This is a genomic window from Ruminococcus sp., assembly GCF_016283395.1.
This window is the reverse complement of record NZ_JAEEMU010000048.1, coordinates 35,179-59,099: the sequence shown is the minus strand read 5'-3', so window position 1 is coordinate 59,099 and position 23,921 is coordinate 35,179. Positions and strand designations below refer to the sequence as shown.

Here is a 23,921-nt window from a genome sequence, read left to right as displayed (position 1 = left end):
CTCCTTGGTCCTTATATCATATATTAGGACTAAGTGATCGCCTTTCCCCTCGGCTTATTTCTTTTTCAGTATCGCAATTGCAGCATAATGGAGCACATCGAACTCCTCAGGAGCTGTAAGTGCAAGAAGTGCCCTGTGCTCGCGCTCCCACGCTGCTATCTCAGCCTCGGGAAGTGAGGCTCCGATACCGCGGCAAGTCTTCATTCTTCCGTTCCAGCTCTCTCTTGTAAAATGCACATTAAGGTCATACCCTACTCTGTACACTACGTCAAATGAATTCAAAACATCATCTGAGATATTAACAGGCTGACGAGTCCAGCCGCCGCCTGACCACTCGGGATTATACTCCAGGACCAGCTTTTCGCTGAGTCCAGCTATCCTGTCCTCCTCAGGCAGCCATGCCATTTGCATAACAACAAGTCTGCCGTCCTTTTTAAGCATTTTCGCAAGCTTAGGTGCAAGCTCCTTTGTGTCGAAATACCAGAAGCACTGACAGGCTGTAATGATATCAAAGCTTTCATCGGGAAAATCCAGATTTTCCGCAGATGCCACCTTAAAATCAATATTCATCTTATTTGCTCTTGCAAGAAGATTTGCCTGAGCTATCTGGTTTTCGGATATATCCGTACCTGTCCATTCTGCTCCGTACCGGTACATATTACGCGGTATAACACCTGTTCCAGTACCAAGATCAAGACATTTCTGACCGCTTACACCAACGCCGCAGTCCACAAGCTTTTTATAGAATTCCTTTGGGTAAATGTCACGATATTTTGCATATCCTTTTGATGTCCGTCCAAAGTCAAATGCTTTTCCGCTGTCGATCTTATCATTGATTATTTCCATACTGCAAACTCCTTTTATAACGAAAACCATGACTTATTACGATCGTATAAAAACATAACCATAGATCACAGTGCAGACATAACATTTCTGCAATCAGACGATCGCCGCTCCGCAAACTGCTCCACTCTATTATGAGGAGCATATCCCCTGTTATCTATTACCTTTTATAATAACAGTTTTCTCCCGATTTGTCAAGTACATAGGCATATTAAAAATGAGCTGCACGAAATATCATGCAGCTCATTTATTATTATTTTATCGAAGGATCGAGTGTTGAGATCTTATTGAGCAGGAACTCCTGTATTCTCAGTGCATCGTTTGATGTAATGCCTTTGCTGCTGATATCAACATCAGCATTAGCTTTACCCTGAGCTGTGATAGCTGATGCCTCTGAACCGCCTTCACCATACTTGTTAGGATTTGCAAGGCTCTGCATTATCAGAACGATATCTGACATATCAACGTCACCGTCGCAGTTTGCATCGCCCCATACAGTCACGGTCACATCACCGTTTGTTGTAGTAGTAACAGTCTCTGTTGTTGTAACAGTCGTTGTCGTAGTTGTTGAAGTAGTCGTCTCTGTTGTTGTAGTTGTAGTAGTGGTAGTTGTTGTCGTAGTAGTTGTTGTGGTAACTACCTCAGGCTCCTTTACGAAAACAGTGTAGTTTATAACATTTCCTGTCATTCCGTTAGTACCGAGAACTACCTTCTGACCTGCTTCAAACTCCTTTTTGTAAGCCACGAAATCAACTCCGTTGCTTGAAGCTGCTGTAAGATCAGTTCTTGTGTAGCCGCTGAGCCATGAGGGAACAAGATTTGCTTCTTCCTCACGGGTATCAACGAGAACATATACCTCGCACTTGTCAGCTGTTGTGAACTCAGCGAGATCGGCGTCTGTATTCTTTGAATTGCAGGCTGTCATAATATACTCGCAGTTCTGAAGCTCAGATGCAAGTGAGGTATAAGTAAAGTCTCTGTCTCCGTAGATAAGACCGCCTGTACTGTTTGACTCCATAAGTTTCCAGTCTCTTGAGTTTGTATAATCCTTTACAAGAAGATTATTTACAAGTCTGCCGTTTACAGGCTCAGGAGGAGTATTGTTCAGCTTTACGTTAGGTCTTGCAGGGAGCTGAGCCTCTGTGCCGAGATAAAAGCTTGTGTGCGGAGGCTGATTGTATGATGACTGCTGACAGCCGCACTGCATACGGTACTGCATATCGTGCATGAGAGTTGTTATGCGGTACTTTGACTCTGTATTTGTACACCATACGCGAAGCTTTGAGTTATCCTCAGTTCTGAGGACCAGTTCCTCGCGCCAGTCTCCGAAGAGGTCTGCTGTAAGGCAAGGAACTGCCTTAGTACCGTTATTTGAAGCACAGCCTGTGGCTGTAAATATTGCAGGATAGTTGTTTATTGCCGCACCATCTGTAATGGTGATATCGTCAAGGAGCTCACGCTCTAAGTCGCCGTCCCAGTAGATAAGGAAGTTTGTAGACGGCCATTTGTTGCCTATCTGCTTACCGGAAACATCATATACTGCATTAGCAGGTCTTGAGCCCCAGAACTCTGCACCGCTGTTTCCTGCAACGATATTATCTGCACAGCAGCGTCCTGTATCCTTATCGCCGTCGTAATGCCAGATTATCTGGCCGTTCTTTCCGTCAACGAGAGAAATACCATAACCGCCGCCTTCGTGGCAGAGGAACACTTCTATTCCCTCGCGGTTAGGAACAAGGTCGCCTACGTGCATAGCGTCACCGTGCCCCTTCTTGGTTGTCCAGAGAAGCTTTCCGTTGTCATCAATAACACAAGCTCCCATGCAGACTTCCTGTCTGCCGTCGTTGTCGAAATCTGCCACCATTACATTGTGGTTGCCGTCTCCGTAACCCGGAGTGCTCGAATTGAATCCTGTATCGAATACCCATTTCTTTGAAAGTTTGCCGTTTACAACATCAACAGCCGACATAGTAAGTCTTGTATAGTATCCTCTGCCGTAAACAACAGACGGATGAACACCGTCAAGATAAGCGATAGCGCAGTTGTAACGCTCGCAGCGGTTTCCATAGTTGTCTCCCCATGTGCTCTTGGCTGAATTGCTTGTTGCGTCACCTCTCGGCACAGGGAAGTCGATAGTATCGAGAGCCGCACCTGTCGCGCCCTCAAAGAGTGTCATATATTCAGGACCTGTAAGAACAGTACCTGCACTGTCAACGTAGTTTGCATTGCCGTTTCCGATGACCTTGCCTGTGCCGTCGATAGTTCCGTCGCAGGTCTTTGTAACAAGCTCTGCCTTTCCGTCACAGTCAAAGTCCGCAACAGCCATTTGAGTATAGTGCTGACCTGCACGGATATTTCTGCCAAGGTCGATACGCCAGAGCTGCTGACCTGTGAGGGTATAACAGTCGATATATACCTTGCTGGTGTTACCTGTCTTGGAGTTGTCCTGCGAGTCATTTGGATCCCATTTTACGAATATCTCATACTGTCCGTCGCCGTCAACATCTCCCGCACAGCAGTCATTGGGCGAGTAGATACTTCCGGGACTTTTCAGCGGTATATCAAAGTAGTTAGTACCCGATGTGAAGCGGCAGTTCTCAGAGCTTACCACATTGCCGTTAACGAGGGTGTCAACGCGGTACTTTGAGCTTGAATTGCCCTGTGAGTCCCAGTAGTTTGTAGCTTCGCCTGCCTTGCTTGTGTAGATGAGAGTGTCGTCGCGGAAGAGCTGGAACTCCGCATTGTCATTGTCGTTAGCGTTGAAACGCCAGCTTATGAACATACCGTTGCCCGACTTGATAGCGTAGATACCGCGGTCAAGGTACTCCATGATAGCCGAACCGTTGCCGCCGTTACCGTAGGCTGCATCAGCTTTGAGAGGTGTGCTGATGCTGAGGTTCGAGCTTACAGCCACTGCCAGAGAGGCAGCAGCGGCTGCAATTTTCTTTAATTTAAAATTCATTGTTTATTCCCCCAATGATTTGTATTTTTTGGACATATTGTCCTGTATCAATTATATTATACTATTTTATTCACGATTTGGCAATGATTTATTGTCTCTTTTTTCTGCGATTTTACCCCACAAATGTGCTTATATGCAAAATAATGACATATAAAAATAGCATGATATCATTATATTATATAAAAAGACAAACGCTCTCTGTTTCTTATTTTTTAAACTCTCAGCATCCGTTAGAATTTCCGTACAAATTCTGCCGACTATTTTTGTGCATATAGCAGAATCACAAAAATTTTTTTCTGATAATCAACGGTTTCCCATTGATTTTTACTCTTTTTCAGCCCTATTATAAAAAGGCACTTACACAGACACAAGCATATAAAAAAGGACGGATAATATCCGCCCTATATCTTAGCTTATTAAATACTGAACTCCTAAAAGAAGTGCCAGCAGCGCAAAGTTTATAACTGAGAATACCGCAAAATACCTTCCTGTCTGAGCCTTTTCGTCCTTGCGGTAGAGCTGGAACGAGATAAGGCTTGCCAGTGATGCGATAAGCGTTCCGAAGCCGCCTATATCAACTCCAAGAAGAAGCTGTGTACCGTTATCTGTGAACTCCGCAAGCATTACCGCCGCAGGTACATTGCTTATGACCTGTGAAAGAAGCGCACCAGATATAAGCTCCCTACCTGAAAGTATACGCGAGAAGAAATCGCTTACAGCTTCTATTCTTGCGATATTTCCCACAAACACAAAGAAGCCCACAAATGTTGCAAGCAGTGCGTAGTCCACCTTGCCCAGCAGCCTGATATCGCATACCAATGCCGCAGCAAGTGCAGCTATAAGGCACACCCAGTCAGGGATAAGTCTGAACACCGCTGCTATGCACACAAGGAAAAGTCCCGTATATACCGCCGCTTTGAACATTGGTATATCAGTATCTTTGCTTTCGGGAGCTTTGCATTTATCCTTCGGCAGAAGCAGCGTAAGTCCCATTACAGCTGCAAGTCCGACAGCTCCGACAGGCAGCATAGTTTTCAGAAAGGTCATTGCTGTAAGTCCGTACTTATCATACAGAAACAGGTTCTGTGGATTTCCTACGGGAGTCATCATACTTCCTAAGTTCGCCGCCGCTGTTTCAAGAACTACCGTAAGTATGAGGCTTTTGCTGTCGTTGATACTGCTGTAGATAAGCAGCGTCAGCGGTACAAAGGTTATGAGTGCAACATCATTTGTAACAAGCATTGCACTGAAAAAACAAATCAGCGTAAGAACTGCCCCAAGTCTGCGGACTGTTCCCGTTTTGCTGAGTATGACACGGGTCAGCTTATCGAATATACCTATGCTGCGAAGTCCTGCTACAGCCGCCATAAGTGCGAAAAGCTCGATGAGTACTGTCCTGTTGCAGTAGCCGATGTACTCCTTGTCGGGCGGGATAATGAACATAGTTGCTATAGCGAGAAGAAGTGATATAACAAGTACAGGCTGTGCCTTTATAAATTTATTTGCTCTTGTCATACCGTCTCCTTGGTCATAAGACCGTAGTGCGAGAGCCTGTAGCCCCTGCTGAAATAGCATGAAAAAGCCGCTTCGTTTTCCTCTTCTATCTCAAGCTTGAAGCGTACAGCCTGTGGGAATTCTTTTTCAATAAACTTCAAAAGCGCGCTGCCTATACCAAATCTGCGGTACTCGGGCTTTATGTACAGATCCTCGAGCCATACGCAGATGCCGCCGTACTCAGTGGTGTAGCCCAATGCCGTCATGGCATAGCCTGCTGCCTCACCGTTAAATTCGAGCATAAATCCGCGCAGGAAAGGCATATCGCTGATACAGTCGTCAAAGTCCTTTTCGAGTATGCTGTCCGATGACTTGTGTATGACCGCAGGAGAGTCGTAAAACTCCCTCATCATTGCCATAACTTCGGCTTTATCGTCAGCCGTAAGCTCACGAATACTTATATCCTTTTTCATATTATCTTCCTTTCGCATTAACTGCAAAAAAGATTATACCACTTTTTGAAGCATACGTCAAATATAAAAAAGCAGGGATGAATAACTGCAGTGCTCGTATAGAAGCTTTTATGCTGATTATTGAGAGAACCCCTTTTGAAAAAGGGAGCCCTCTGACGGAGGCGCGCCCCTTTGTCACTCCGTGACATCTCCCCGCACTGCGGGGAGTCACTCTCAAACTCTCTCCCGAAAACTTCTGTTTTTATTTTTTTCCGGATAGGGCGCGAACAAACAAAAAAGACCTGCAAGAATACAGGTCGCGCTCTATCCGGAAAAAAATCAGATAAAAGTCTTTGGAAAGGGGTTCGGGGGAAAACCTTTCCTCAGAAAGGGTTCCCCCGATAAATTAATATAAACTTTTATATAAGTACCGCGGTTATTAGCCCCCGCTTTTAATACCATTATCAGACAAACGCCTTTATTTCGCCTGATAAGAACTTTTTCAGCAGAACAAGGTCGTTTTCGTCAATTGCACCATCGCCGTTGATATCTGCTGCTTCAAATCTTTCTGCATCGCCGTCCACAGCTGCATTACGCATACTGCAAAGATCGAATACATCTACCATACCGTCACCATTGAGATCACCGAGTATATATTCCTCAGCAGGAGTATTTGGCTTCCACCAGTTGATATTGAAAAGGTAGCTCTCTCCGCCTGTGAATACCAGATATACGTCATGCTTGCCGCTTGTGGCTTCGATGTTACAGGTCTTTGTCACCCATTCCTGCCAGCCGCCTGTATTCGTGATCTCGGTACTGCCTATGAGCTTTCCGTCGGGAGAGTCCAGACGTACTTCCAGAACAGCGTCAGAGCCGTTTGAAGCTACACGGAAGTCGATTTTATCCGCACCTGTAAGGTCTATATCCTTGAAACCTATGTAGTCGCCATTCTCGATATAGCCTACGTCACTTCCGCCCTCTGAGCAGTTCTCGATATCTATGCCTGACTTGTAATTATAATTCTCAGCTTCGATAACATTGCTGTCATTACCGCCCATTCCCTTTATACGGAGAATATGGCTTGATTTGCTTAGAATCTTTCCTTCTCTGTCAAGTACATAAATACGGTACTCGCCTTCATCGGAAGGAGTTCTTATGCTGCCTGTGCTGCCGCCTGCCCTCGTCATGTCAGCTCCTGCCTTGAAGCTTGTCGTGCCGTCGGGAGCTATCCATATATTGCCGTCAACCTTTCTTACAGGGAGCTTGCTGCCGCCTGTAGTTTCACAGCTTGCAGGGAACGCATAATCAGCAGCGGATTTCAGCCATGTTGGCATAAGACTGCGGTATTCATCGGATATACCAGAATTTACACACACCTTATACTGAGCAAAAGGCCATACATTATCGGATACTACGATAGGAGTATCAATGTCACTGTATGGAGGATTCTTACCCATTTTGTTCACTGTTGCATAAGTACGCTTTATTTTCAGGTCGTGCTTCTGACCGTAATCCTCACAGTTTATAGTATAAGTTACGTTAGGACTTATTTCAAGAACATTATCGTTCTCCTCAATGTATGCAGTACCCTCATCATTGTGCAGTCCGTAGGTAGGAGCTCCGGGACCGCCTGCGGGTATGCCCTGTATGTAGTTCTCGTTGATAACAGTACCGGGCATCTGACCGATAGTATAGATACCGCCGCTGTCATGGAGTCGGTTCAGCGAATTTATAACTCTGTTATAGCATATCTTATTATCGTGGCAGGTAGTGCTGTCCTTGAAGTTGCACCAGCCCCAGCCAAGATGTATGCCGTTATATGCAGTTTTCTCGATAGTATTGCTGAGTATATTTACAGACTCAACGAAGTAAGCTGTAATAGCTGCACAGCCGCCGAAGCCGTGTACTACGCTTATATCATAGAGTAAATTCTGAGTTATAAGGTCGTTCTTGCATATTCCCTCGACTTCCTTCGGGAACTTCTCGTGATTGTTCCATGCAGCATCACCTATGTAGATATGCTGCGGGTGACCTACTGTTATACCGCTGGAAGTGATATCGGTAATGAAATTTCCGCTTACCTCGGAATTGATAACATCATTGGTCATTGAGATACCGTCCGCACCTGTATGCTTTACAACATTGCCTGTGAGCTTTATGTTGTCGCTGTTGGTAATATGTATAGCAGCAGGGAGAGTATCTACCATTTCGTACTTCTTGGAATGCCAGTTGGAGTCTGCAAAAGCGGTATAGCTCTGAGCTGCCTGACAGGTGGTCTTACCGTGAGAGCCTGCAACCTCAGTGAGCTGATAGTCCGTATTTGCAAAGGTTATGCCGCTGAAGCTTATATTCTGTACACGGTCGCTTGTGGACTTTCCTGCTATCTTGATAAGTCCGTCAGCAACAGGAGCTTCAACGTCCGCACTTGTCATATTCTCACCGCTGCGAGGATAATAGTACAGCACTTTTTGAGTCTTGTCAAAGAAGAACTCGCCCTCGCTGTCAACGAACGAAAAGGCATTGTATATGGTATGAGTTCCGCCTGTGGAGAAGCCTGCTCCCCAACCCGGAGTCTGAGCTATAGCACCGTAAGGCTGCTGCATGAGAAGTCTCATGCTTCCGCCGTCGTACTTGATATCACGTGAGCAGACGATATTCTCGTTCCATGTAGTGCCGTTCACTACCTCAAGGTCATCAAAGTTTGAGGTGATGCGCGGCATAGAGCCTGCATCGTAAACAATACCGTCACTCTTCTTGCCGGAGTCCCACGCCCAGTCGCCCTGACCTGCGGTAACGTAGTAGTCTCCGTAGCCGCCCTTTGCCTGCACCTGTACGCTACCCATATTTGCACGTTTGTCGTTGACATAGAGGTTTCTCAGCTTAATATCTCTGTCGAGAGGGGCAGACCAGAGCTTGTCGTTGTACTTAGTCCAGCCTGTTACCTGCTGAGCACCGTTGATGACAGGGACTTCCTTGTCGTACGCCTCATATCTTACGGTAAATCCGCCTGTACCCGAGTCACGGGTATCAAATTCAACGGGCTGTGTAAGGCGGTAATCACCGCCGCGGAGATACACAACGATATCTCCCGTCATATCACCATTGATCTTGCGTACCTCGTCCCTTGCCTTTTCAAGTGTGGCAAAAGGTGCTTCGATAGTTCCGTTACCGCTGTCACTTCCGTCAGGTGCAACGAAAAATACTGCCTGTGTACCTGCGGCTGTTGAAGTAACCGATAAACTGCCCACATTAACAGCTGACATGACTGCTGCCAGACTGACAGCGATTGCTGACATTCGTTTCAGGATCATAGTATTCCTCCTTATTTAATTTTAATATCCCATTCTATACTATCATTCCATCTCTTGCTTTTGTGCATGATAGCTATATTTTTATCCAACATCTTAATTATAATACAATAAGCTGCATGATAATACAACTTTTATTTCTTTTTTGGTAATAAAGCTATATCGCCCCCCTTGACTTTTTTATCCTCCCTATGTTATAATATTTGCTATTCAACAGGAGGTATTTATGTTTTCGCAATTCAGAAAGAAATTCATTGGCGACAGAGCGTTCTACAGGATAGTTCTAAGCATGGTTATTCCCATGATACTGCAAAATCTCGTCACTAATTTCGTAAGTCTCATAGATAATATCATGGTAGGCAGTATGGGTACTGAGCCTATGAGCGGCGTATCCATAGTCAACCAGTTCATATTCGTTTTCAACGTTACCGTATTCGGTGCAGTTGCAGGTCCGAGCATATTCGGAGCGCAGTTCTTCGGCAAAGGCGACCATGAAGGTCAAAAGTACACCTTCCGTTTCAGACTTCTCATATGCACGGCTATAATCATTGCCGCAGCAGCTGTATTCGAGATTTTCGGCTCGCCCCTGATAAAGCTGTTCATCAGCAAGGAAAGCGATCCTCAGCAGGCTCGTGAGATACTGAGCTACGGTATGGATTATCTGAGGATAATGGTATTCAGCCTTATCCCCTTTGCCATTGGTCAGGCTTATTCAAGTATAGTCCGCGAATGCGGAGAAACACGTATCCCTATGGCAGGAGCTATGTCCGCTGTGGGTGTAAACGTGCTGCTGGACTACGGTCTTATCTTCGGCAAACTGGGTATGCCTGCACTTGGCGTAAAGGGTGCAGCTATCGCCACTGTCATCGCAAAGACTGTGGAAGCCCTTGTAGTGGTAGTCTGGGCGCACACTCACCCTCAGCGCAACAAATACATCGTGGGAGCTTTTCACGGCTTCCGCATACCGCGCAGACTTACCGCAGATATAATCAGACGAGGTACTCCCCTGTTCATAAACGAGTTTCTCTGGTCACTGGGAATGTCTGTAGTTGCACAGTGCTATTCCGTCCGCAGCACCGAGGTCGTAGCCGCAAGGAACATATCAAGCACCATGACTAATCTTTTCAGCTCTGTATATCTGCAAATGGGAGCTTGTATAGCTATACTCGTGGGAGCAAAGCTTGGTGCAAACAAGCTGAAAGAAGCCCGTGACCTTGACAACAAGCTGCTTTTCTTTGCAGTTGCCGCAGCCGCTGTTGTAGCCGTATGTATGATGCCCCTTGCAGGGCTTTTCCCGAAGCTGTACAACACAGAAGCTTCCGTGCGTTCGCTTGCAGCATACATGATTATAATACAGGCACTTACAATGCCAATGTGGGGCTACACCAACGCCTGCTACTTCACTCTGAGAAGCGGCGGAAAAACAGGCATCACCTTCCTTTTCGACTTCGGCTTCACATGGCTGCTTATGATACCGCTTGCCGCAGTTCTTTCTTATTTCACATCACTTGACATACGCATCGTATTTGCTGTAGTTACCTTTTCCGAGATAGTCAAGGTTTTCATTGGCTATTTCATGGTGCGCAGCAATGTGTGGATAAACAACATAGTCGATGATATTTGAATATATAGCGAAACGCCGCCGCTTCGAGGGTTGAAGCCGCGGTGTTTCTCATTTGAGGAAATTGTTGTATCAAATGGTCAGGATCAGACTGTAAATATTGCACGAACGAAGCTTTAAAGATGTGCATAGATAGAGTTATCATCCTGATAACCACCGTTTACATTGTGATATATTACTGTCCCTCGTGGAAGAAGTAAGGAAGTGCATCGTAGATGTACCATCTTACATAGCCCCACCAGTGAGTCTTTTCGATACCGTCATTGCTGTTTGCAACGAGGAAGTAGAAATTACCCTTTGAGAAGTCAGATGTGTAAGTGAAACGCTTTGTGTCCTGTTTGAGAGGATTTATAAGTCCAAGCATATTGTTATATGCAAGGTCCTTGTCGCCTGTAGCAGCGAGCACAAAGTACTCTCTCTGACTGAATCCTGACTTGTCGATAGCGTTCTGAACGCCCTGTACACCGCCCCAGCAGTGACCTGACAGAGGCATATAGTATGCACAGATATCCAGATTGTTTATGAGCATATTCCATGTGGAACCGCCGCCCATTGAAAATCCGCCGTATGCACGGTGATATCTTGTAGCCTTGAGGTTGTCAAGTGAAGTATCCTTCTCAGCGTATGTTGAATACTTACCTTCAATGTATGGGATTATGCTCTGGCGCATCTCGTTCCATACTGTGCCTGCACCCATATTGCCGTCATTTGAAGGACAGCCGTTAAATGTTGGAGTTACAACGATCATAGGCTCAAGCTCGCCGTTCATTATCATATTGTCGAGGATATTCTGCATCTTGACATCGTTGCTGAATATGGTATTCTCGTTCTCTCCGCCGCCGTGCATGAGATAGAACACGTTGTACTTCTTGCTTGCGTCATATCCGTATGGGAGATAAACATTCATTGACTTGTTTCCGTTGATACCTGTATAGTTTTCCTTGACTATCTTTCCTGCCTGTGAGCACTGGTTCAGATATTTGTCATTAGCGCGGTACTGGAGATTAGCATTATAGTTGAATGTAGACTTTGGTGCAGTTGTAGTAGTAGTTGTTGTCGTAGTAGTGGTGGTAGTTGTTGTGGTAGTAGTTGCAGGTGCGGAAACTGTCTTGATATTTTCAGCGTAGCCCTCGGGGAGCTTGCTGATAGAACCTAAGAGGTACTTCTGTATAGAAAGGGCATCGTTTGCGGTAATACCGCCGCCTGCTTCACTTACGTCTGCATTGTATATGCCCGGCTCTGTAAGAGCGTACTTGTTAGGATTTGCAAGTGTCTGCATGATAAGTACAACATCGCCCATATCCACATCGCCGTCACCGTTTGCGTCGCCCCACTTTGATACCTTTGCATTAAGTATATCCTTGAGGTCCTGTACAGGTACGGGAGCTGTTGTAGTTGTAACAACAGGAGGTGCTGTGGTAGTTGTAACTACAGCTGCCTTAGGACCGTCTATTACAGTACCTGCAACTGCACCGATAGCCTCATCGACATAGAAGCTGTACTCGTCTGCGTCTGTCTCAACATACATCTGAAGGTCTGAAGCTCCCTCAGGTATCTTGTAATTTGTATTTGAAAGCTGTACCCACTCGCCCTTTGGTACGGCATCAACTATAGCTATCTTGTCATACTGTACCTCAGTACCGTCATTGTACTGGAGAGTTAGGTAGAATTTCTGTGAAGCAGGTCCTTCCGTATACTTAACGATAGTACTGAAGCTGTACTCCTGACCTGCCTTGAATACAGATGAGGAAAGTGTACGTACAGCACCGTTCCAGCTTGCTTCTCTGCCTGTGCAGGCAATAGAGCCTGAGCCTGCATAATACTCTGTTGTGTCAGCTGCCACCTTTGCAGAGCCTCTGCCTGTCCATGAATCAGCACCTGCATCGAATGTATTGTGGAAGTAATAACCGTTCTCATCAGGCTCGATAACAACAGGTGAGCCGCTGAGCACCTTGCTGCCGTTGCAGCCGTTCCATGTCTGACGGTCATACTCGAAGAAGTCGATATCCGCATAGCCGCCTGTTGACTTTGTAGGATAGCTGTAGATACCGCTGCGGTAACCTGTGAAGAGCTTGAGGTCGTAGCTCATAGACAGTTCCTGACCGAGCTTAGTCCAGTTCTGACCGTCGTATGAATAGTAGAAATTAGCCTTGTCTATATTGTTGGACGAACTTCCGTCCGAATTCACGTTTGCAAACTTGAAATCAACCTTGAGGTATACTTCGTCTCCGCTCATATTCTGCTCGGCAACTATCTTATTGGAGCTGTTTCCAACTTCATTGCCGCTGTTTACAGACATATACACCTTCTTCTGACCGCTGTCTGTTACATAGACACCGATACAGCCGTATTTGAGCTGGAATGCTGAAAGACCTGCGTAGTCGCCTGCCTTCATATTTGATGCGTCAAGCTTTATGTAGCTGCTGCAGGCAGGACCCTCTGTACGCATAGTAAGGGTATTTCTTGCATTGAGCAGATGTGAAGCAAGTGTCTTGTTTTTAAGACGGAGCCAGCCCTCACGCTCTGTAACTGACCATGCACTGTTATCAGGATTGTGGTTCCACTGCCATTCGAGAGCGAGATCGTTTGAGGAGTAGTCGAAGCTGTCATCGCCTGCAAGGTCTGTTCCCTTGCCTGCACCGAGGTCAAGTGTCAGAGGAGCTTTTCCGTTTACGCCCATCATTGGCCAGTCGTTCTGCCATGTTACGGGAACAAGTACAGGTATACGTCCTACTGAACCATGATCCTGGAAAAGAAGTCCGTACCACTTTCCGTCGGGAGTATCAACGATACCGCCCTGTGCTACGCCTGCGCCGTATGAGCCGAGTGACGAATCGAGAAGAGTCTTGCTCTCCCAGTTGCCTGTGAGGCTCTTTGAACGGTAGCAGAATTCAAGTCTGCCGTGACCTGACGGCCAAGCGATACCGAGTATATAATAGTAGCCGTTTATCTTATGGATATGCCAGCCCTCACCTGCAAGGTTATTAAAGTTGGTCTTGAAGAGCTGCTTTTCCAGTCCGCCCGACTTCCAGCCTGTCATATCGGAGTTGAACTCCTTGATATTACAGGTTCCGCCTGCGCCGTATACGAGATAGTTTCTTCCGTCCTCATCAAAAAGGATAGAAGCATCGTGGTACATACCGTTAAGCTCTACTCTTGACCACTCACCGTGCTCGATATCATCGGTAGAGCATATGTAGGACTTGTTAGAACCATAGCTTCCGAAGAAAGCGTAATACTTGCCGCTTTTTTCATTGTAGCGAAGGCTTGTAGCCCACTGTCCGTGAGAGTAGTCGTTCTTGCCGTTTGTAAGGTTCTGAACATCACCGTTGGCGTAGGTTGTACATACATAATTACATATCTCCCAGTTAACGAGGTCAGTGGACTTCATTATAGGAGCGACAGGGCTGAAGAACATGGTGGTACTTACCATGTAATATGTATCGCCAACTCTGATGATATCATCATCGGGAACATCCGACCAGATGATAGGATTGGATACTGTAGAAGCCGCAGTAGACACCATACTTAAAGATGATGTAACTGAGGGCACAGCAATAGAAGCCGCAAGCAAAACAGACAATGCAGCCTTTTTAGGATTAATACTTCTCATGTGTTATTCCTCCTTATTTAATTCCCCTGTAAAACGTTTCAATGTACGATTCCAATACTAATCATTCTGTTATATTGCCTATATATAACATTTGACTATTTTCGTACCTTTTATCCACCATAATTTTATCACTTTGTCATAATATAAGCAACCTAAATAATAAAGATTTGGTGGACAAAATGCGTCTTTTATATTAATATATCACGATTTATGTTTGAATTTTATCAAAATCCTCATAATTTTAACATATTTGTATGCACACAATGTTCTGAGATATAAAAAAAGAGCAGACAAATCGTCTGCTCGTATGTATTATCAGTATTGTCCGCCGCCGAAGCCGCCGTTATTGTTGCCGCCGCTGCCGTTATTATTTGTACCGCTGCCTGCGAAAAGATCGTCCATAGCAGCACTCCTGTCGCTGAAATTGTACTTCTCTCGCTGCTGTCTTTCGGTGCTTTCACGCATTTCCTTTTCACGTTCCATGTCCGCACGAAGCAGCTCTGCGAAATCAAGCCCCCTGCTGCCGCTTATATCACCGACATATTCGGTATTACGCTGTGCTTCGCCGCGGGCTTCACGCCTTTCGTCAGCGATGTATCTTCCTGCTGCATTGATGCCGTCAAACAGAAGGTCGAACAATCCGTAGCCTCTTCCATAACCTCTTCTCATAGTACTACCCCTTTCGTTTACTATATCATTCAGACCGCCCCTTGGTCTGTACAGATATTATACCATGTTTTTCACGGAAATGCAATATATTTCTTTATTTTGTGCCGCGGCAGACTGTTGACAATTCCGGCGGCATAGTGTATAATTTTAACATGAACAGGAGATGATAAAATGCGCTCAAAAGGCACTAAAACCATTGCTGAAAACCGCAAAGCCCGTCACGATTATTTCGTCCTCGAATCCTATGAAGCAGGCATTGAGCTTGTGGGTACTGAGGTAAAGTCTATCCGTCAGGGCGGCGTTAATCTTAAAGACTCGTGGTGCTCTATCGACAAGGGCGAGCTTTTCGTCCGCGGTATGCACATATCTCCATATGAGAAAGGCAACATCTTTAACCGCGATCCCATGAGAGTGAGAAAGCTCCTCATGCACAAGCGCGAGATAAATAAACTCTACGGTACTCTCAAACAGGAAGGTCTGTCACTTATCCCTCTGAGCCTTTATTTCAAGGACTCAAGAGTGAAAATGCAGGTGGGACTCTGCAAGGGTAAAAAGCTCTACGACAAACGCGCCGACATCGCTAAACGCGATGCAAACCGTGAGATTGACCGCAATATGAAGATGAAAAATCATTAAGAGAACCGCTATGATAAGAGAAATAAACAGTGACGACCTCAGTGGTCTGCTCAAACTGTATAAGCATCTGCACGACAATCCCTTTCCCGAGCTTGACAGCCGTGTGCTGGGAGTATGGGAAACAATTCTAAGCGACAAAAACCACCACATAATAGTCGCAGATGAGGACAGCATGATAGTCTCGACCTGCGTGTGCGTGATAATACCTAACCTTACACGCGGTCAGCGTCCTTATGCTTTGGTGGAGAATGTTGTCACACACCCTGACTTTCGCGGCAAAGGACTTGCTACAGCCTGTCTTGACTTTGCTAAGGATATCGCTTTACGTGAGAACTGTACAAGATTGATGCTGATGACAGGCTCAAAAGAAAAGTCGACACTTGACTTCTATGAGAAAGCAGGCTATGATCCCAATAACAAAAAGGCTTTTGTTCAGTGGCTTATCGACATTGACTGACCCCTGCAACAAAGCACAGCCACACAGATATACAACGGAAAGGACTTCGCCATGATATATCCTGCTCCACTGAAAAAAGGCGATAAAGTCGCTGTTATAAGTCTTTCGAGCGGTATACTCGGTGAGCCGTACTGCGCTCACGAAAAGGAACTGGGTATAAAAATGCTCCGCGAATTCGGTCTCGAACCTGTTTTCACGCAGCACGCTCTTATGGGTACGGACTTCATTATGTCTCACCCCGAAGCCCGTGCCGCAGACCTTAAAGCAGCATTCCTCGATGACTCGGTAAAGGGTATCATATGCGCTATCGGCGGTATCGAGACTTTCCGTACTTTCCCTTATCTCATGGAAGATGAGGAGTTCATAAACGCTGTTCGGCAGCACCCTAAGTTCTTTCTGGGATTTTCAGATACTACCAATAACCACCTGATGTTACACAGACTGGGCTTGCAGACCTTCTACGGACAGGCTTTCATGTGCGACTTAGCAGAGCTTTCGGGAGATATGCTCCCATACTCAAAGGCTCAGTTTGAGAGCTACTTTACATCATATCACGGCCGGAAGATAACTCCCTCGGATATGTGGTATGAGGAGAGGACTGACTTCTCATCTGCTGCCGTTGGTACTGCTCCCGTATCTCACAAGGAAGAGCACGGCTATGAGCTTTTACAGGGCAGTCCCGTATTCGAGGGCGAGCTTCTCGGTGGCTGCATCGACAGTATGGGCGAGATGCTCATGACAGGTAATGAAGTACGATACGGCGATATGCTCTCAGATGAATTCAAGAAATGTCCGCAGTTCAGAGAAGATTTCATAAACCAGAGCATGATAACAAGAAAATACAATATCTTCCCAACTGCCGAGGAATGGCGCGGAAAGATACTCTTTGCCGAAACAAGCGAAGTAATGCCTGCTCCCGAAATGCTGAGAGAATACCTCACTGCTCTGAAAAACGAGGGTGTTTTCGGTAATATAAACGGCATCATCATCGGCAAGCCAATGAACGAAAAGTATTATGAGGAGTATAAGTCTGTATGGCGCGAAGCCGTGGATAATTCAGATCTCCCCATACTTTATAATGTTAACTTCGGTCACTCGGCTCCGAGAGTTGTACTGCCATACGGTGCTGTAGCTCATGTTGATGCAGACAAACAGGAAATAACCCTGCTGTAACAAATAACGACACTGTTTGCTGTTGACAAAACGCTGAAAACAGTGTATAATATTATTAGGAGCACTAAAGCTCCCCAACCTGTACCCTCATTCATATGGGGGCGTAAAGGTTTCGACGGGGGTCTTGAAGTGTGATAAGCGAGCGGAGAATGGCGTGATCTCCATAACCTGCGCCACGTTTAAATATAAACGCAAGAAATAACATTACAGTTTCTAGAAATAGCGAACTGGTAGCTGCTTAAGTCAGCTTCTGTCCACCGAGGGAGTACCGCGGCTCTCGCTTGGGCATCGATGAGCGGTGAACGACTGTCGGAAGTGTCCGTGTCCGTCAGTTGTATACGGACTACCTGTGACTACAGCCCGTTTATCGGCGGCAGACTCAGGGAATCATAATAGGTAAAATACGCTCGTAGAAAGTTGCATGAATGGGCTTTCGGACAGGGGTTCAATTCCCCTCGCCTCCACCACAAGCTGAGCCAGCTTGACCGCTGCCACGTTGTCGGCAGCGTGACGCTGCACCCTAACCACGTTGTCGCTCGCAAGCTCGCTCACTTTTATCAAACTTCTTAATTGTACATCGCTTACGGAGCAGTTATAGAAATGAATTATAACATAAAACAAGCTTTAGCAATTAATAGTGAATAATGAATAATACAAGCTTTTCCCTGCATTATTCTTTATTCACTATTTTTTTAACGGAAAGACTTGTCACTGAAAAGGAGGATAACATGAGAGAATTTCTTACCGATCACTGTCCTGTTATTATAGCTGTAATAACTGTTCTTGAAGCCATTGTTACCGCACTTTTGTTTGTCAGATATATCAAAAAGCGTCAGACCATTGCGCTGTTAATGGCTGTGGTGGGAGTCGGACTGCTATTCGATGCACTTGTAATGGCTCTCGGTTCGTTCATGCCTAATGATCTGCTGCGTATACTGAGCCGCATACGTTTCGTAAGTCATGGTCTGCTCGTACCATTGAATATTGCAATATGCGGCTATGCAATGAAATGGGTAGACATAAAAATGACGATAGTATGGATAATTACCGCTGCTGTATGTATACTCGGCTGTGCTTCAGGTTTTGCCCGTGTACTTGAACTGCGTGATTTTGCAGGCATAGTCAGATATGTGGCAGGAGATTCAACTCCTGTATGGGCTGACAAGATAAACCGTCTGCTCTCATTCGGAACTGTTCTTCCCGTTATCGCAGCAGGTATCTATGTATGGATAAAAGAAAAAACTCCCACATTTTTCCTTGCAGGTGCGCTGATGTTCGTTTTTGCCGCACTTGGTCCTGCTACAGGAAATTCGGACCTTATCTTCCTCATAAGTATGTTCGGTGAACTGCTGATGATCTTTTTCTTCCTGCTCTATTCCAAAAAGGAAAACGAATATGGTTACTGACACAAAAACGCCTCCGAAAAAATCGGAGGCGTTTCATTTTTTATCAGCCAAGTGACTTCAGCTTCTTCTGAAGCTCTATCATATGATTACGGCAGGCTGTTATCTCTCCCGTATACTTATTGAACCACTCTACATCTGTTTCGTCAGGCTGCTCCTGAAGCAGGATCGCCTGTACAAGTGCCGACTGAGAACGCGAACGCTTTCTTTCGATCTCCTTGATCGTACTCATGCAGAGCTTTATCTCCTTTTTAAGCTTTCTCTTTTCGCCCATGCTGAAACCTCCCCTGCATCAATAGCCTTTTTTATCTACCGAGCTTACTACCGCCGCTGCTTCCTCATATCCCTTATCCACATCGTCAAGGATATCGCTGAGAGCCTGCCTCATATCGTCAAGCTTCTCTTTCATCTGCACGGGATACTTCATGGTACAGGTCGTAAGCTCATTGATTATTATCTGCTTGTCATTGAATTTATCTATGAGAAATGCAAAGGAATTTGCACCGCTCATATCACTGACGATACGCATATACCTCAGGTCGTGATCGCCCTCGCCATTTTTATACGAGTCGATATCCTCGATGACTTTTGTCAGATTTACCTTGTACTGCTTGCGGTAAGTCTCCTGAACACGCTTTGTCTCGTCAATATACAAAGCTATAAAGACGAGGAGAGCTATAAAGGTGATTATGAAAAGTATGATCGCTCTAATCATTCTCCTCTTCATCAATTTCTCTTGATTCACTCAGCTTCACCTCGTTTTCGGGATCATACCCTATCTCTTCAAGACGGCGTTTTTCTCTTTCGATAGCCTCTCTTACAGCAGCTTCGCGCTTATTCTCAGCTTCCTTTTTGTCGCTTTCGGCAGCTTCCATACCCATTTTCATAAGTGTACGCACTTCATAAAGTGCTATCCATGTCATAGGTATCACGACAAGAATAAGCAAAAGCTTCTTCAGATCAACAAAAGAATTCACCCATATGAAAAATCTTGACTTACGGGTATACTTACCTATTATACGTTCCTGTCTTGCAGGTACGCTGTCCTCTATAGGATTTGCATCACCCTTTGTGATATATGTACCGTCATCGTTTTTGCCGATTATCCTGTGAGTTACAAGCTTATCCTTTATGTCGCTCTGATCGGAATAGAAAGTGATTATATCGCCCTCGGAAAGTGCATCAGTATCCGTCTTTTCAACTATTATATAGTCACCCACATGGATTGAAGGCTCCATACTTCCCGTAACGACTTTCAGTATACTTTTACCGAATACGTTCACGGCTTTTCCGTTAGCCGAGCATACCATTACGTATATAACGAAGGCAAGTGCTATTGCGGTAATTACCGTAACTATGATATTTGCTGCCTTTGAGGAATTATCCTCTGTTTCAGGCTCAGCTTCCTTGACCTCGGAAGCTTCAATGCTTGCTTCACTCTCGCGGATAGCCGCTTCAAGCTCTGCTTTTTCTTTTCTGCGTGCTGCGGCAGCTCTGTGCAGCTTCTCGATAACGCCTACACGGTACTCCTTGTAGAGTCGCTTCATTTCCATATCTATGGCTTTCTGCTCCTCGGGAGTCCTTACAGGCGGAGTATATGCAGGACGGGGCTTGTTCTTCATTTCGCGGGCTTTTTTCCGCTTGAACTTCATATCAGCGATAAAGCGTCTGAAACGATACTTGAAATCCTGACCGTACTTTTTGTAGTACACTTCCATTTGCTCGCGTTCCTGCTTTTCCTGCTCCTTCTGCTCTTTCTTCTGTTTCTTCTCAGCAAGGAGCTGCTTATAGCGCGGATTATCGGTATCATCGGGTATGATACCGAATACCACAGCCAGTATATGTCTTATCAAACGTATAAGCGCATATATTGGGTTCCACGAATATTCGCGGTATATCTCCCTGAAAGGTTTACTCTCAAAGTGCTGTCTTTCAGCCTTGAGACGCTGGGCACGTTCTGCCTCTGCGCGTTCCTTTTCCAGTTTCTGCTGTTCCAGTTTTTTACGGGCTGCAACAGCTCTCGGATCTTCAAATCCTTCCTGATCCTCAGAATTGTCGAGTTCTGCAATTACCTCCTCGACCTCATCATCGGTGACTTCGCTGTACGCCTGTTTTTCAAGCTCTGCCTCATCGGGAGCATTATTGAGAGCCTCTTCATCAAGTCCCTCGGCTTCACCAAGCTCGGCACGAGCCATTTCCTTATTCTGCCTTATGCGCTCACGCTCGGCAGCGATACGTTCTTCTTCCTCCCGTTTGAGACGAGCTTCCTCTTCACGTTTGCGCTGCTCTTCAAGACGGGCAAGTCTTTCTTCTTCAAGCCGCTGACGCTCCCGCTCCTCGGCTTCCTGCTCGGCACGTTTCTTTGCCAGCATTTCCTGAAGCTTTCGTTCTTCCTCTTCCTTTTCGAGACGGATACGCTCCAGCTCCGCGCGTCTTGCTTCCTCGATGCGCTGCTGTTCTCTGAGACGTTCCTCTTCCTCCTGACGGCGTTTTTCCTCTTCCTGTCTGAGCTTTTCCTGCTCTTCCATATACGCAGTCTCGATGTTGATACATTCCGTTATCTGCTCAAACATGAGATTAAGGTCGGGAGGCAGCCGCTTTTCAACACGGAAATCCGAATCTGCGGCGATATATCCTGCAACAGACTCAGACGAAACACTGTAATCCGCCGCAAGCTCCTTGTCGAACTTTTTCAGGAATTTAGGAGCTATAGGCTTTGATGTCTGTGTTCTCAGCTCCTTCAGCTTATCCTCGTTGTCGTTGTTCATGTACGAACGGAACAGCAGCAGGTTAAGCACTACGAGCTTGTAGAAGTCAATAACGTATTCCCTCTGAGGTGCTACGGCTTTATTCTGTATGTTTATCTCATAGCCGACCTTGTCATAGCTCTCTATGTACTGCCAGAGTGTCAGGCAGGCTTTAAGGTCGACATTTTTCATAATGGCGTTTGTACGCATTACAGGCGGTCTTATAAAGCTGTTTCCGAGAGTCCTGCAAAGCTCCGAGCCCTTGTATCCTTCGATAGCTGTTTTGAGCTTTTCGACTCTCTGCCACACGGTATAACCGTTTGCATCGTAAGAATCAAGACTGTCAATTGTCTCTATTTTTACGTCTATCTTCATTTTACTGCCTTTGGCATCATCAATCACGGTATCATATCCGAGAGTGAATACCTCTTCATCCTTTGATACCTCGGCAAGCTTCTCATATCTTCTTGATATGAAGATGTAAAGCCTGTCCACAAGGGTATTGATGAACCTGTTCTCATACGTCATAAGGCTTTCTTCCTTATGGACATTGAGTATCTTTGAAGGCGTTATCTTTCCTGTTTTTCTGTCAACGCTCTGTATCAGGTCTGTATGCTGTGCAAGATGCTTGACAGATTCTATTGTGGTTTTACGCGAAAGTGCTATGGGTACTATCTCTTCAACGTCCTCTATTGTACGTCTCGGGTTTCTGAGAAAATTGTCCAGATGTACAAGACCGTTTTCAATAGCCTCTACCCACGAAACATCTATCGCCTTTTCCATTATCTTCTTGTTGAAGGCAAAGTTGTTATGGCTCGATTCGAGGAGAGGAACAAGTGTACCATATAACTCATCGCTGCTCATTGTTTCCATGATCTCTTCAAACTCATGGTACCAGTTGCTGTATAAGCCGTTCACTTGCTCTCACCTGCTCTTCCGTATCAGAACAGCTTCTGTAGTCTTTCGAGATAAGCTATAGATTCGTTCATTTTATTTTTACCGAAAGTTTTTGTCATATATACGCATAATTCGCGCAGCTCCTCTCTCAGCATCGCAAGGTTGAGAGACTCAAACTTTCTGAATATCTTTGTAGCGAGAATGTAGTCTATTCCGTCCAGCTCATCGCCGCCGCAGGCTACATACACAGGAACGAAAAGGTTCATCTGCTTGAGGATACGGTTACCGAAAGCAACTCTCAGCTTTTCGATTACCCAGAGGTCAAGCTGCTGTATCTTCTTTAAGTTTTCCTGTGATATCGGATATTTGTCGAATGCCTCCCTGAACAGCTTGTCAAGATGATCGAAGCCCAGGTTCATAGGAGGAGTATCGGGCGCTTCAAATGCAACGCCCTTAGAGTCAAGGTTGATAGGCTGAGCACGGTCGTATACCTTATCCGAGATAGCGAATGTAGAGTCATCGTTATTCGCTGTACCTATGTACCAGATATTCTGAGGTATGCGTATCTTGCCCTTGTCAAGATTTACAGGATCGGTACTCCATACATTCGGTACGATGTCCAGCTCCCACTCGTCAGCGTTAGGCATTTCGAGAATGGAAAGCATCTCGGCGAAGTAATACTCAACACGGGCGATGTTCATCTCATCGAGAAGGATAAGGTTTACATCGTTGTTATAGCCTGATGAATATATTCTCTTGAGTACTTCCGTTTCGTTGAAGTTCTTGGTGAATTCGTTGAAGTAACCGAAAAGCTCCGTTCTGTCACGCCACGAAGGCTGTACGGAAGCGATAGTTGTATCCACCTGCAAGAACTTACCGAATGAGTAAGGAAGTGATGTTTTACCTGTACCTGATATACCCTGTAGGATAATGAGCTTCGTTGAAGCCATACCTGCAAGGAAAAGCCATATTATCTTTGGCTCATAGTAAAGATGCATTCGTGAGCAGGCGAAATTGCGGAAACTGTCGCATATGCCTGCAAGATCTATATCGTTGTTATACTCAGGCGGAGTATATTCCTTGTAAAAAGCGTCAACTTCGATAAGCTTTGAAAATCTCTGCTCTGTGGTCTGTACCACACCGCTCTCAACTACAGCAGGTACAGCCTCGCCCTCACCGTTGGCAGCCATACTTCCGTCAGCAAGTGAAAGTGCTCCAGAACCTGTGGGAAGTCCCATCTGCGACACCTTCATAGCCATTATCTCGTCTTTTTCCTTTGTCATTTTCAGGACTTTTCGCTGGAGATCCGATATCTCTTCCAGCAGATCCTCATTGCTGACAATGGAATGACGAAATCTGATATACTTTCTGATGCCGAGGATTATCATCATCAGAAGCAGTACATATACAGCCACGACTATGATTATAGCAAGTATCGACAGCACCCAGCTCAGTGCGCCGTAATTCTCGGAATGCTGCTTGAATATGTTGATATAGTTCTTTATATTGAATATCTGTTTTATTCCGTTACCGATGCCGCGGACTATTTCCGAGTAACCTTTCAGCATCTCCGAAATAAATTCAAAAAACCATTTTAGAAATTCATTCATAATAAACTCCTGAAGATCTATGCTTCCGCATATATC

General features: G+C 45.5%; 16 protein-coding genes and 1 other RNA gene. 6 read left to right on the top strand and 11 right to left on the bottom strand.

Annotated elements, in window-relative coordinates; translation table 11 throughout:
- Nucleotides 1-54 precede the first annotated feature (54 nt).
- From QZZ41_RS12270 to QZZ41_RS12250, 5 genes are all read right to left on the bottom strand, one after another.
- Entirely contained in the window at nt 55-846 is a 792-nt protein-coding gene (locus QZZ41_RS12270) for a class I SAM-dependent methyltransferase (RefSeq protein ID WP_295072549.1), read from the bottom strand.
- A 250-nt stretch (nt 847-1,096) separates the two neighbouring features.
- Nucleotides 1,097-3,805, bottom strand: coding sequence for a cellulose 1,4-beta-cellobiosidase (locus tag QZZ41_RS12265; protein ID WP_295072546.1), 2,709 nt, complete (start codon nt 3,803-3,805; stop codon nt 1,097-1,099).
- Between the two features lie 408 nt (nt 3,806-4,213).
- Nucleotides 4,214-5,320 (bottom strand): SLC13 family permease, encoded by a 1,107-nt coding sequence (locus QZZ41_RS12260; protein ID WP_295072543.1) that lies wholly within the window; start codon nt 5,318-5,320, stop codon nt 4,214-4,216.
- The gene (locus QZZ41_RS12255; protein WP_295072540.1) at nt 5,317-5,772 is read right to left on the bottom strand and encodes a GNAT family N-acetyltransferase; all 456 of its coding nucleotides are present in this window, start codon (nt 5,770-5,772) and stop codon (nt 5,317-5,319) included. The genes QZZ41_RS12260 and QZZ41_RS12255 overlap by 4 nt, the downstream gene beginning before the upstream one ends.
- Nucleotides 5,773-6,215: 443 nt before the next feature.
- Entirely contained in the window at nt 6,216-9,062 is a 2,847-nt protein-coding gene (locus QZZ41_RS12250) for a carbohydrate-binding protein (RefSeq protein ID WP_295072537.1), read from the bottom strand.
- Between the two features lie 223 nt (nt 9,063-9,285).
- Here QZZ41_RS12250 and QZZ41_RS12245 point away from each other — a divergent pair, with 223 nt between their 5' ends.
- The gene (locus tag QZZ41_RS12245; protein ID WP_295072534.1) at nt 9,286-10,683 is read left to right on the top strand and encodes an MATE family efflux transporter; all 1,398 of its coding nucleotides are present in this window, start codon (nt 9,286-9,288) and stop codon (nt 10,681-10,683) included.
- Between the two features lie 172 nt (nt 10,684-10,855).
- Here QZZ41_RS12245 and QZZ41_RS12240 read toward each other — a convergent pair whose 3' ends face one another.
- Both QZZ41_RS12240 and QZZ41_RS12235 read right to left on the bottom strand, forming a co-directional pair.
- Entirely contained in the window at nt 10,856-14,293 is a 3,438-nt protein-coding gene (locus QZZ41_RS12240) for a family 43 glycosylhydrolase (protein ID WP_295072531.1), read from the bottom strand.
- A gap of 315 nt (nt 14,294-14,608) precedes the next feature.
- The gene (locus tag QZZ41_RS12235) at nt 14,609-14,962 is read right to left on the bottom strand and encodes a hypothetical protein (RefSeq protein ID WP_295072528.1); all 354 of its coding nucleotides are present in this window, start codon (nt 14,960-14,962) and stop codon (nt 14,609-14,611) included.
- Nucleotides 14,963-15,133: 171 nt separating this feature from the next.
- Here QZZ41_RS12235 and smpB point away from each other — a divergent pair, with 171 nt between their 5' ends.
- The 5 genes from smpB (at nt 15,134) to QZZ41_RS12210 (ending at nt 18,634) form a co-directional block, all read left to right on the top strand.
- On the top strand, nt 15,134-15,598 hold the full coding sequence (gene smpB / locus QZZ41_RS12230; RefSeq protein WP_295072526.1) for an SsrA-binding protein SmpB: 465 nt from the start codon (nt 15,134-15,136) through the stop codon (nt 15,596-15,598).
- A 10-nt stretch (nt 15,599-15,608) separates the two neighbouring features.
- Nucleotides 15,609-16,055 carry a GNAT family N-acetyltransferase gene (locus QZZ41_RS12225; protein ID WP_295072523.1) on the top strand — a complete coding sequence of 149 codons (447 nt, stop codon included), beginning with the start codon at nt 15,609-15,611 and terminating at the stop codon, nt 16,053-16,055.
- A 51-nt stretch (nt 16,056-16,106) separates the two neighbouring features.
- Nucleotides 16,107-17,228, top strand: a complete 1,122-nt coding sequence (locus tag QZZ41_RS12220; RefSeq protein ID WP_295072520.1) for a S66 peptidase family protein — start codon at nt 16,107-16,109, stop codon at nt 17,226-17,228.
- Nucleotides 17,229-17,325: 97 nt separating this feature from the next.
- Nucleotides 17,326-17,695: a transfer-messenger RNA gene (gene ssrA / locus QZZ41_RS12215) on the top strand.
- 261 nt (nt 17,696-17,956) lie between these two features.
- The gene (locus QZZ41_RS12210; protein ID WP_295072517.1) at nt 17,957-18,634 is read left to right on the top strand and encodes a hypothetical protein; all 678 of its coding nucleotides are present in this window, start codon (nt 17,957-17,959) and stop codon (nt 18,632-18,634) included.
- 43 nt (nt 18,635-18,677) lie between these two features.
- On the opposite strand, the gene QZZ41_RS12205 is transcribed toward QZZ41_RS12210, so the two are convergent.
- Genes QZZ41_RS12205 through QZZ41_RS12190 form a run of 4 tightly spaced genes read right to left on the bottom strand, consistent with a single transcriptional unit; the run spans nt 18,678 to nt 23,885 of the window.
- Nucleotides 18,678-18,905, bottom strand: coding sequence for a hypothetical protein (locus QZZ41_RS12205; RefSeq protein ID WP_028518188.1), 228 nt, complete (start codon nt 18,903-18,905; stop codon nt 18,678-18,680).
- Between the two features lie 18 nt (nt 18,906-18,923).
- Complete coding sequence (locus QZZ41_RS12200; RefSeq protein WP_295072512.1) at nt 18,924-19,346, bottom strand: hypothetical protein; 423 nt, start codon at nt 19,344-19,346, stop codon at nt 18,924-18,926.
- Nucleotides 19,339-22,296: a signal peptidase I gene (locus tag QZZ41_RS12195; protein ID WP_295072509.1), complete on the bottom strand. Its 2,958-nt coding sequence runs from the start codon at nt 22,294-22,296 to the stop codon at nt 19,339-19,341. Before QZZ41_RS12195 ends, QZZ41_RS12200 begins: the two co-directional genes overlap by 8 nt.
- A gap of 23 nt (nt 22,297-22,319) precedes the next feature.
- On the bottom strand, nt 22,320-23,885 hold the full coding sequence (locus QZZ41_RS12190; protein ID WP_295072506.1) for a hypothetical protein: 1,566 nt from the start codon (nt 23,883-23,885) through the stop codon (nt 22,320-22,322).
- Nucleotides 23,886-23,921: the final 36 nt, after the last annotated feature.

Coding starts and splice junctions, on each gene's coding strand:
- QZZ41_RS12250 (WP_295072537.1), bottom strand. CDS start 9,062: ATGATCCTGAAACGAATGTCAGCAATCGCTGTCAGTCTGGCAGCAGTC.
- QZZ41_RS12200 (WP_295072512.1), bottom strand. CDS start 19,346: ATGATTAGAGCGATCATACTTTTCATAATCACCTTTATAGCTCTCCTC.
- QZZ41_RS12190 (WP_295072506.1), bottom strand. CDS start 23,885: ATGAATGAATTTCTAAAATGGTTTTTTGAATTTATTTCGGAGATGCTG.
- QZZ41_RS12205 (WP_028518188.1), bottom strand. CDS start 18,905: ATGGGCGAAAAGAGAAAGCTTAAAAAGGAGATAAAGCTCTGCATGAGT.
- QZZ41_RS12240 (WP_295072531.1), bottom strand. CDS start 14,293: ATGAGAAGTATTAATCCTAAAAAGGCTGCATTGTCTGTTTTGCTTGCG.
- QZZ41_RS12270 (WP_295072549.1), bottom strand. CDS start 846: ATGGAAATAATCAATGATAAGATCGACAGCGGAAAAGCATTTGACTTT.
- QZZ41_RS12260 (WP_295072543.1), bottom strand. CDS start 5,320: ATGACAAGAGCAAATAAATTTATAAAGGCACAGCCTGTACTTGTTATA.
- QZZ41_RS12235 (WP_295072528.1), bottom strand. CDS start 14,962: ATGAGAAGAGGTTATGGAAGAGGCTACGGATTGTTCGACCTTCTGTTT.
- QZZ41_RS12255 (WP_295072540.1), bottom strand. CDS start 5,772: ATGAAAAAGGATATAAGTATTCGTGAGCTTACGGCTGACGATAAAGCC.
- QZZ41_RS12245 (WP_295072534.1), top strand. CDS start 9,286: ATGTTTTCGCAATTCAGAAAGAAATTCATTGGCGACAGAGCGTTCTAC.
- smpB (WP_295072526.1), top strand. CDS start 15,134: ATGCGCTCAAAAGGCACTAAAACCATTGCTGAAAACCGCAAAGCCCGT.
- QZZ41_RS12210 (WP_295072517.1), top strand. CDS start 17,957: ATGAGAGAATTTCTTACCGATCACTGTCCTGTTATTATAGCTGTAATA.
- QZZ41_RS12220 (WP_295072520.1), top strand. CDS start 16,107: ATGATATATCCTGCTCCACTGAAAAAAGGCGATAAAGTCGCTGTTATA.
- QZZ41_RS12225 (WP_295072523.1), top strand. CDS start 15,609: ATGATAAGAGAAATAAACAGTGACGACCTCAGTGGTCTGCTCAAACTG.
- QZZ41_RS12265 (WP_295072546.1), bottom strand. CDS start 3,805: ATGAATTTTAAATTAAAGAAAATTGCAGCCGCTGCTGCCTCTCTGGCA.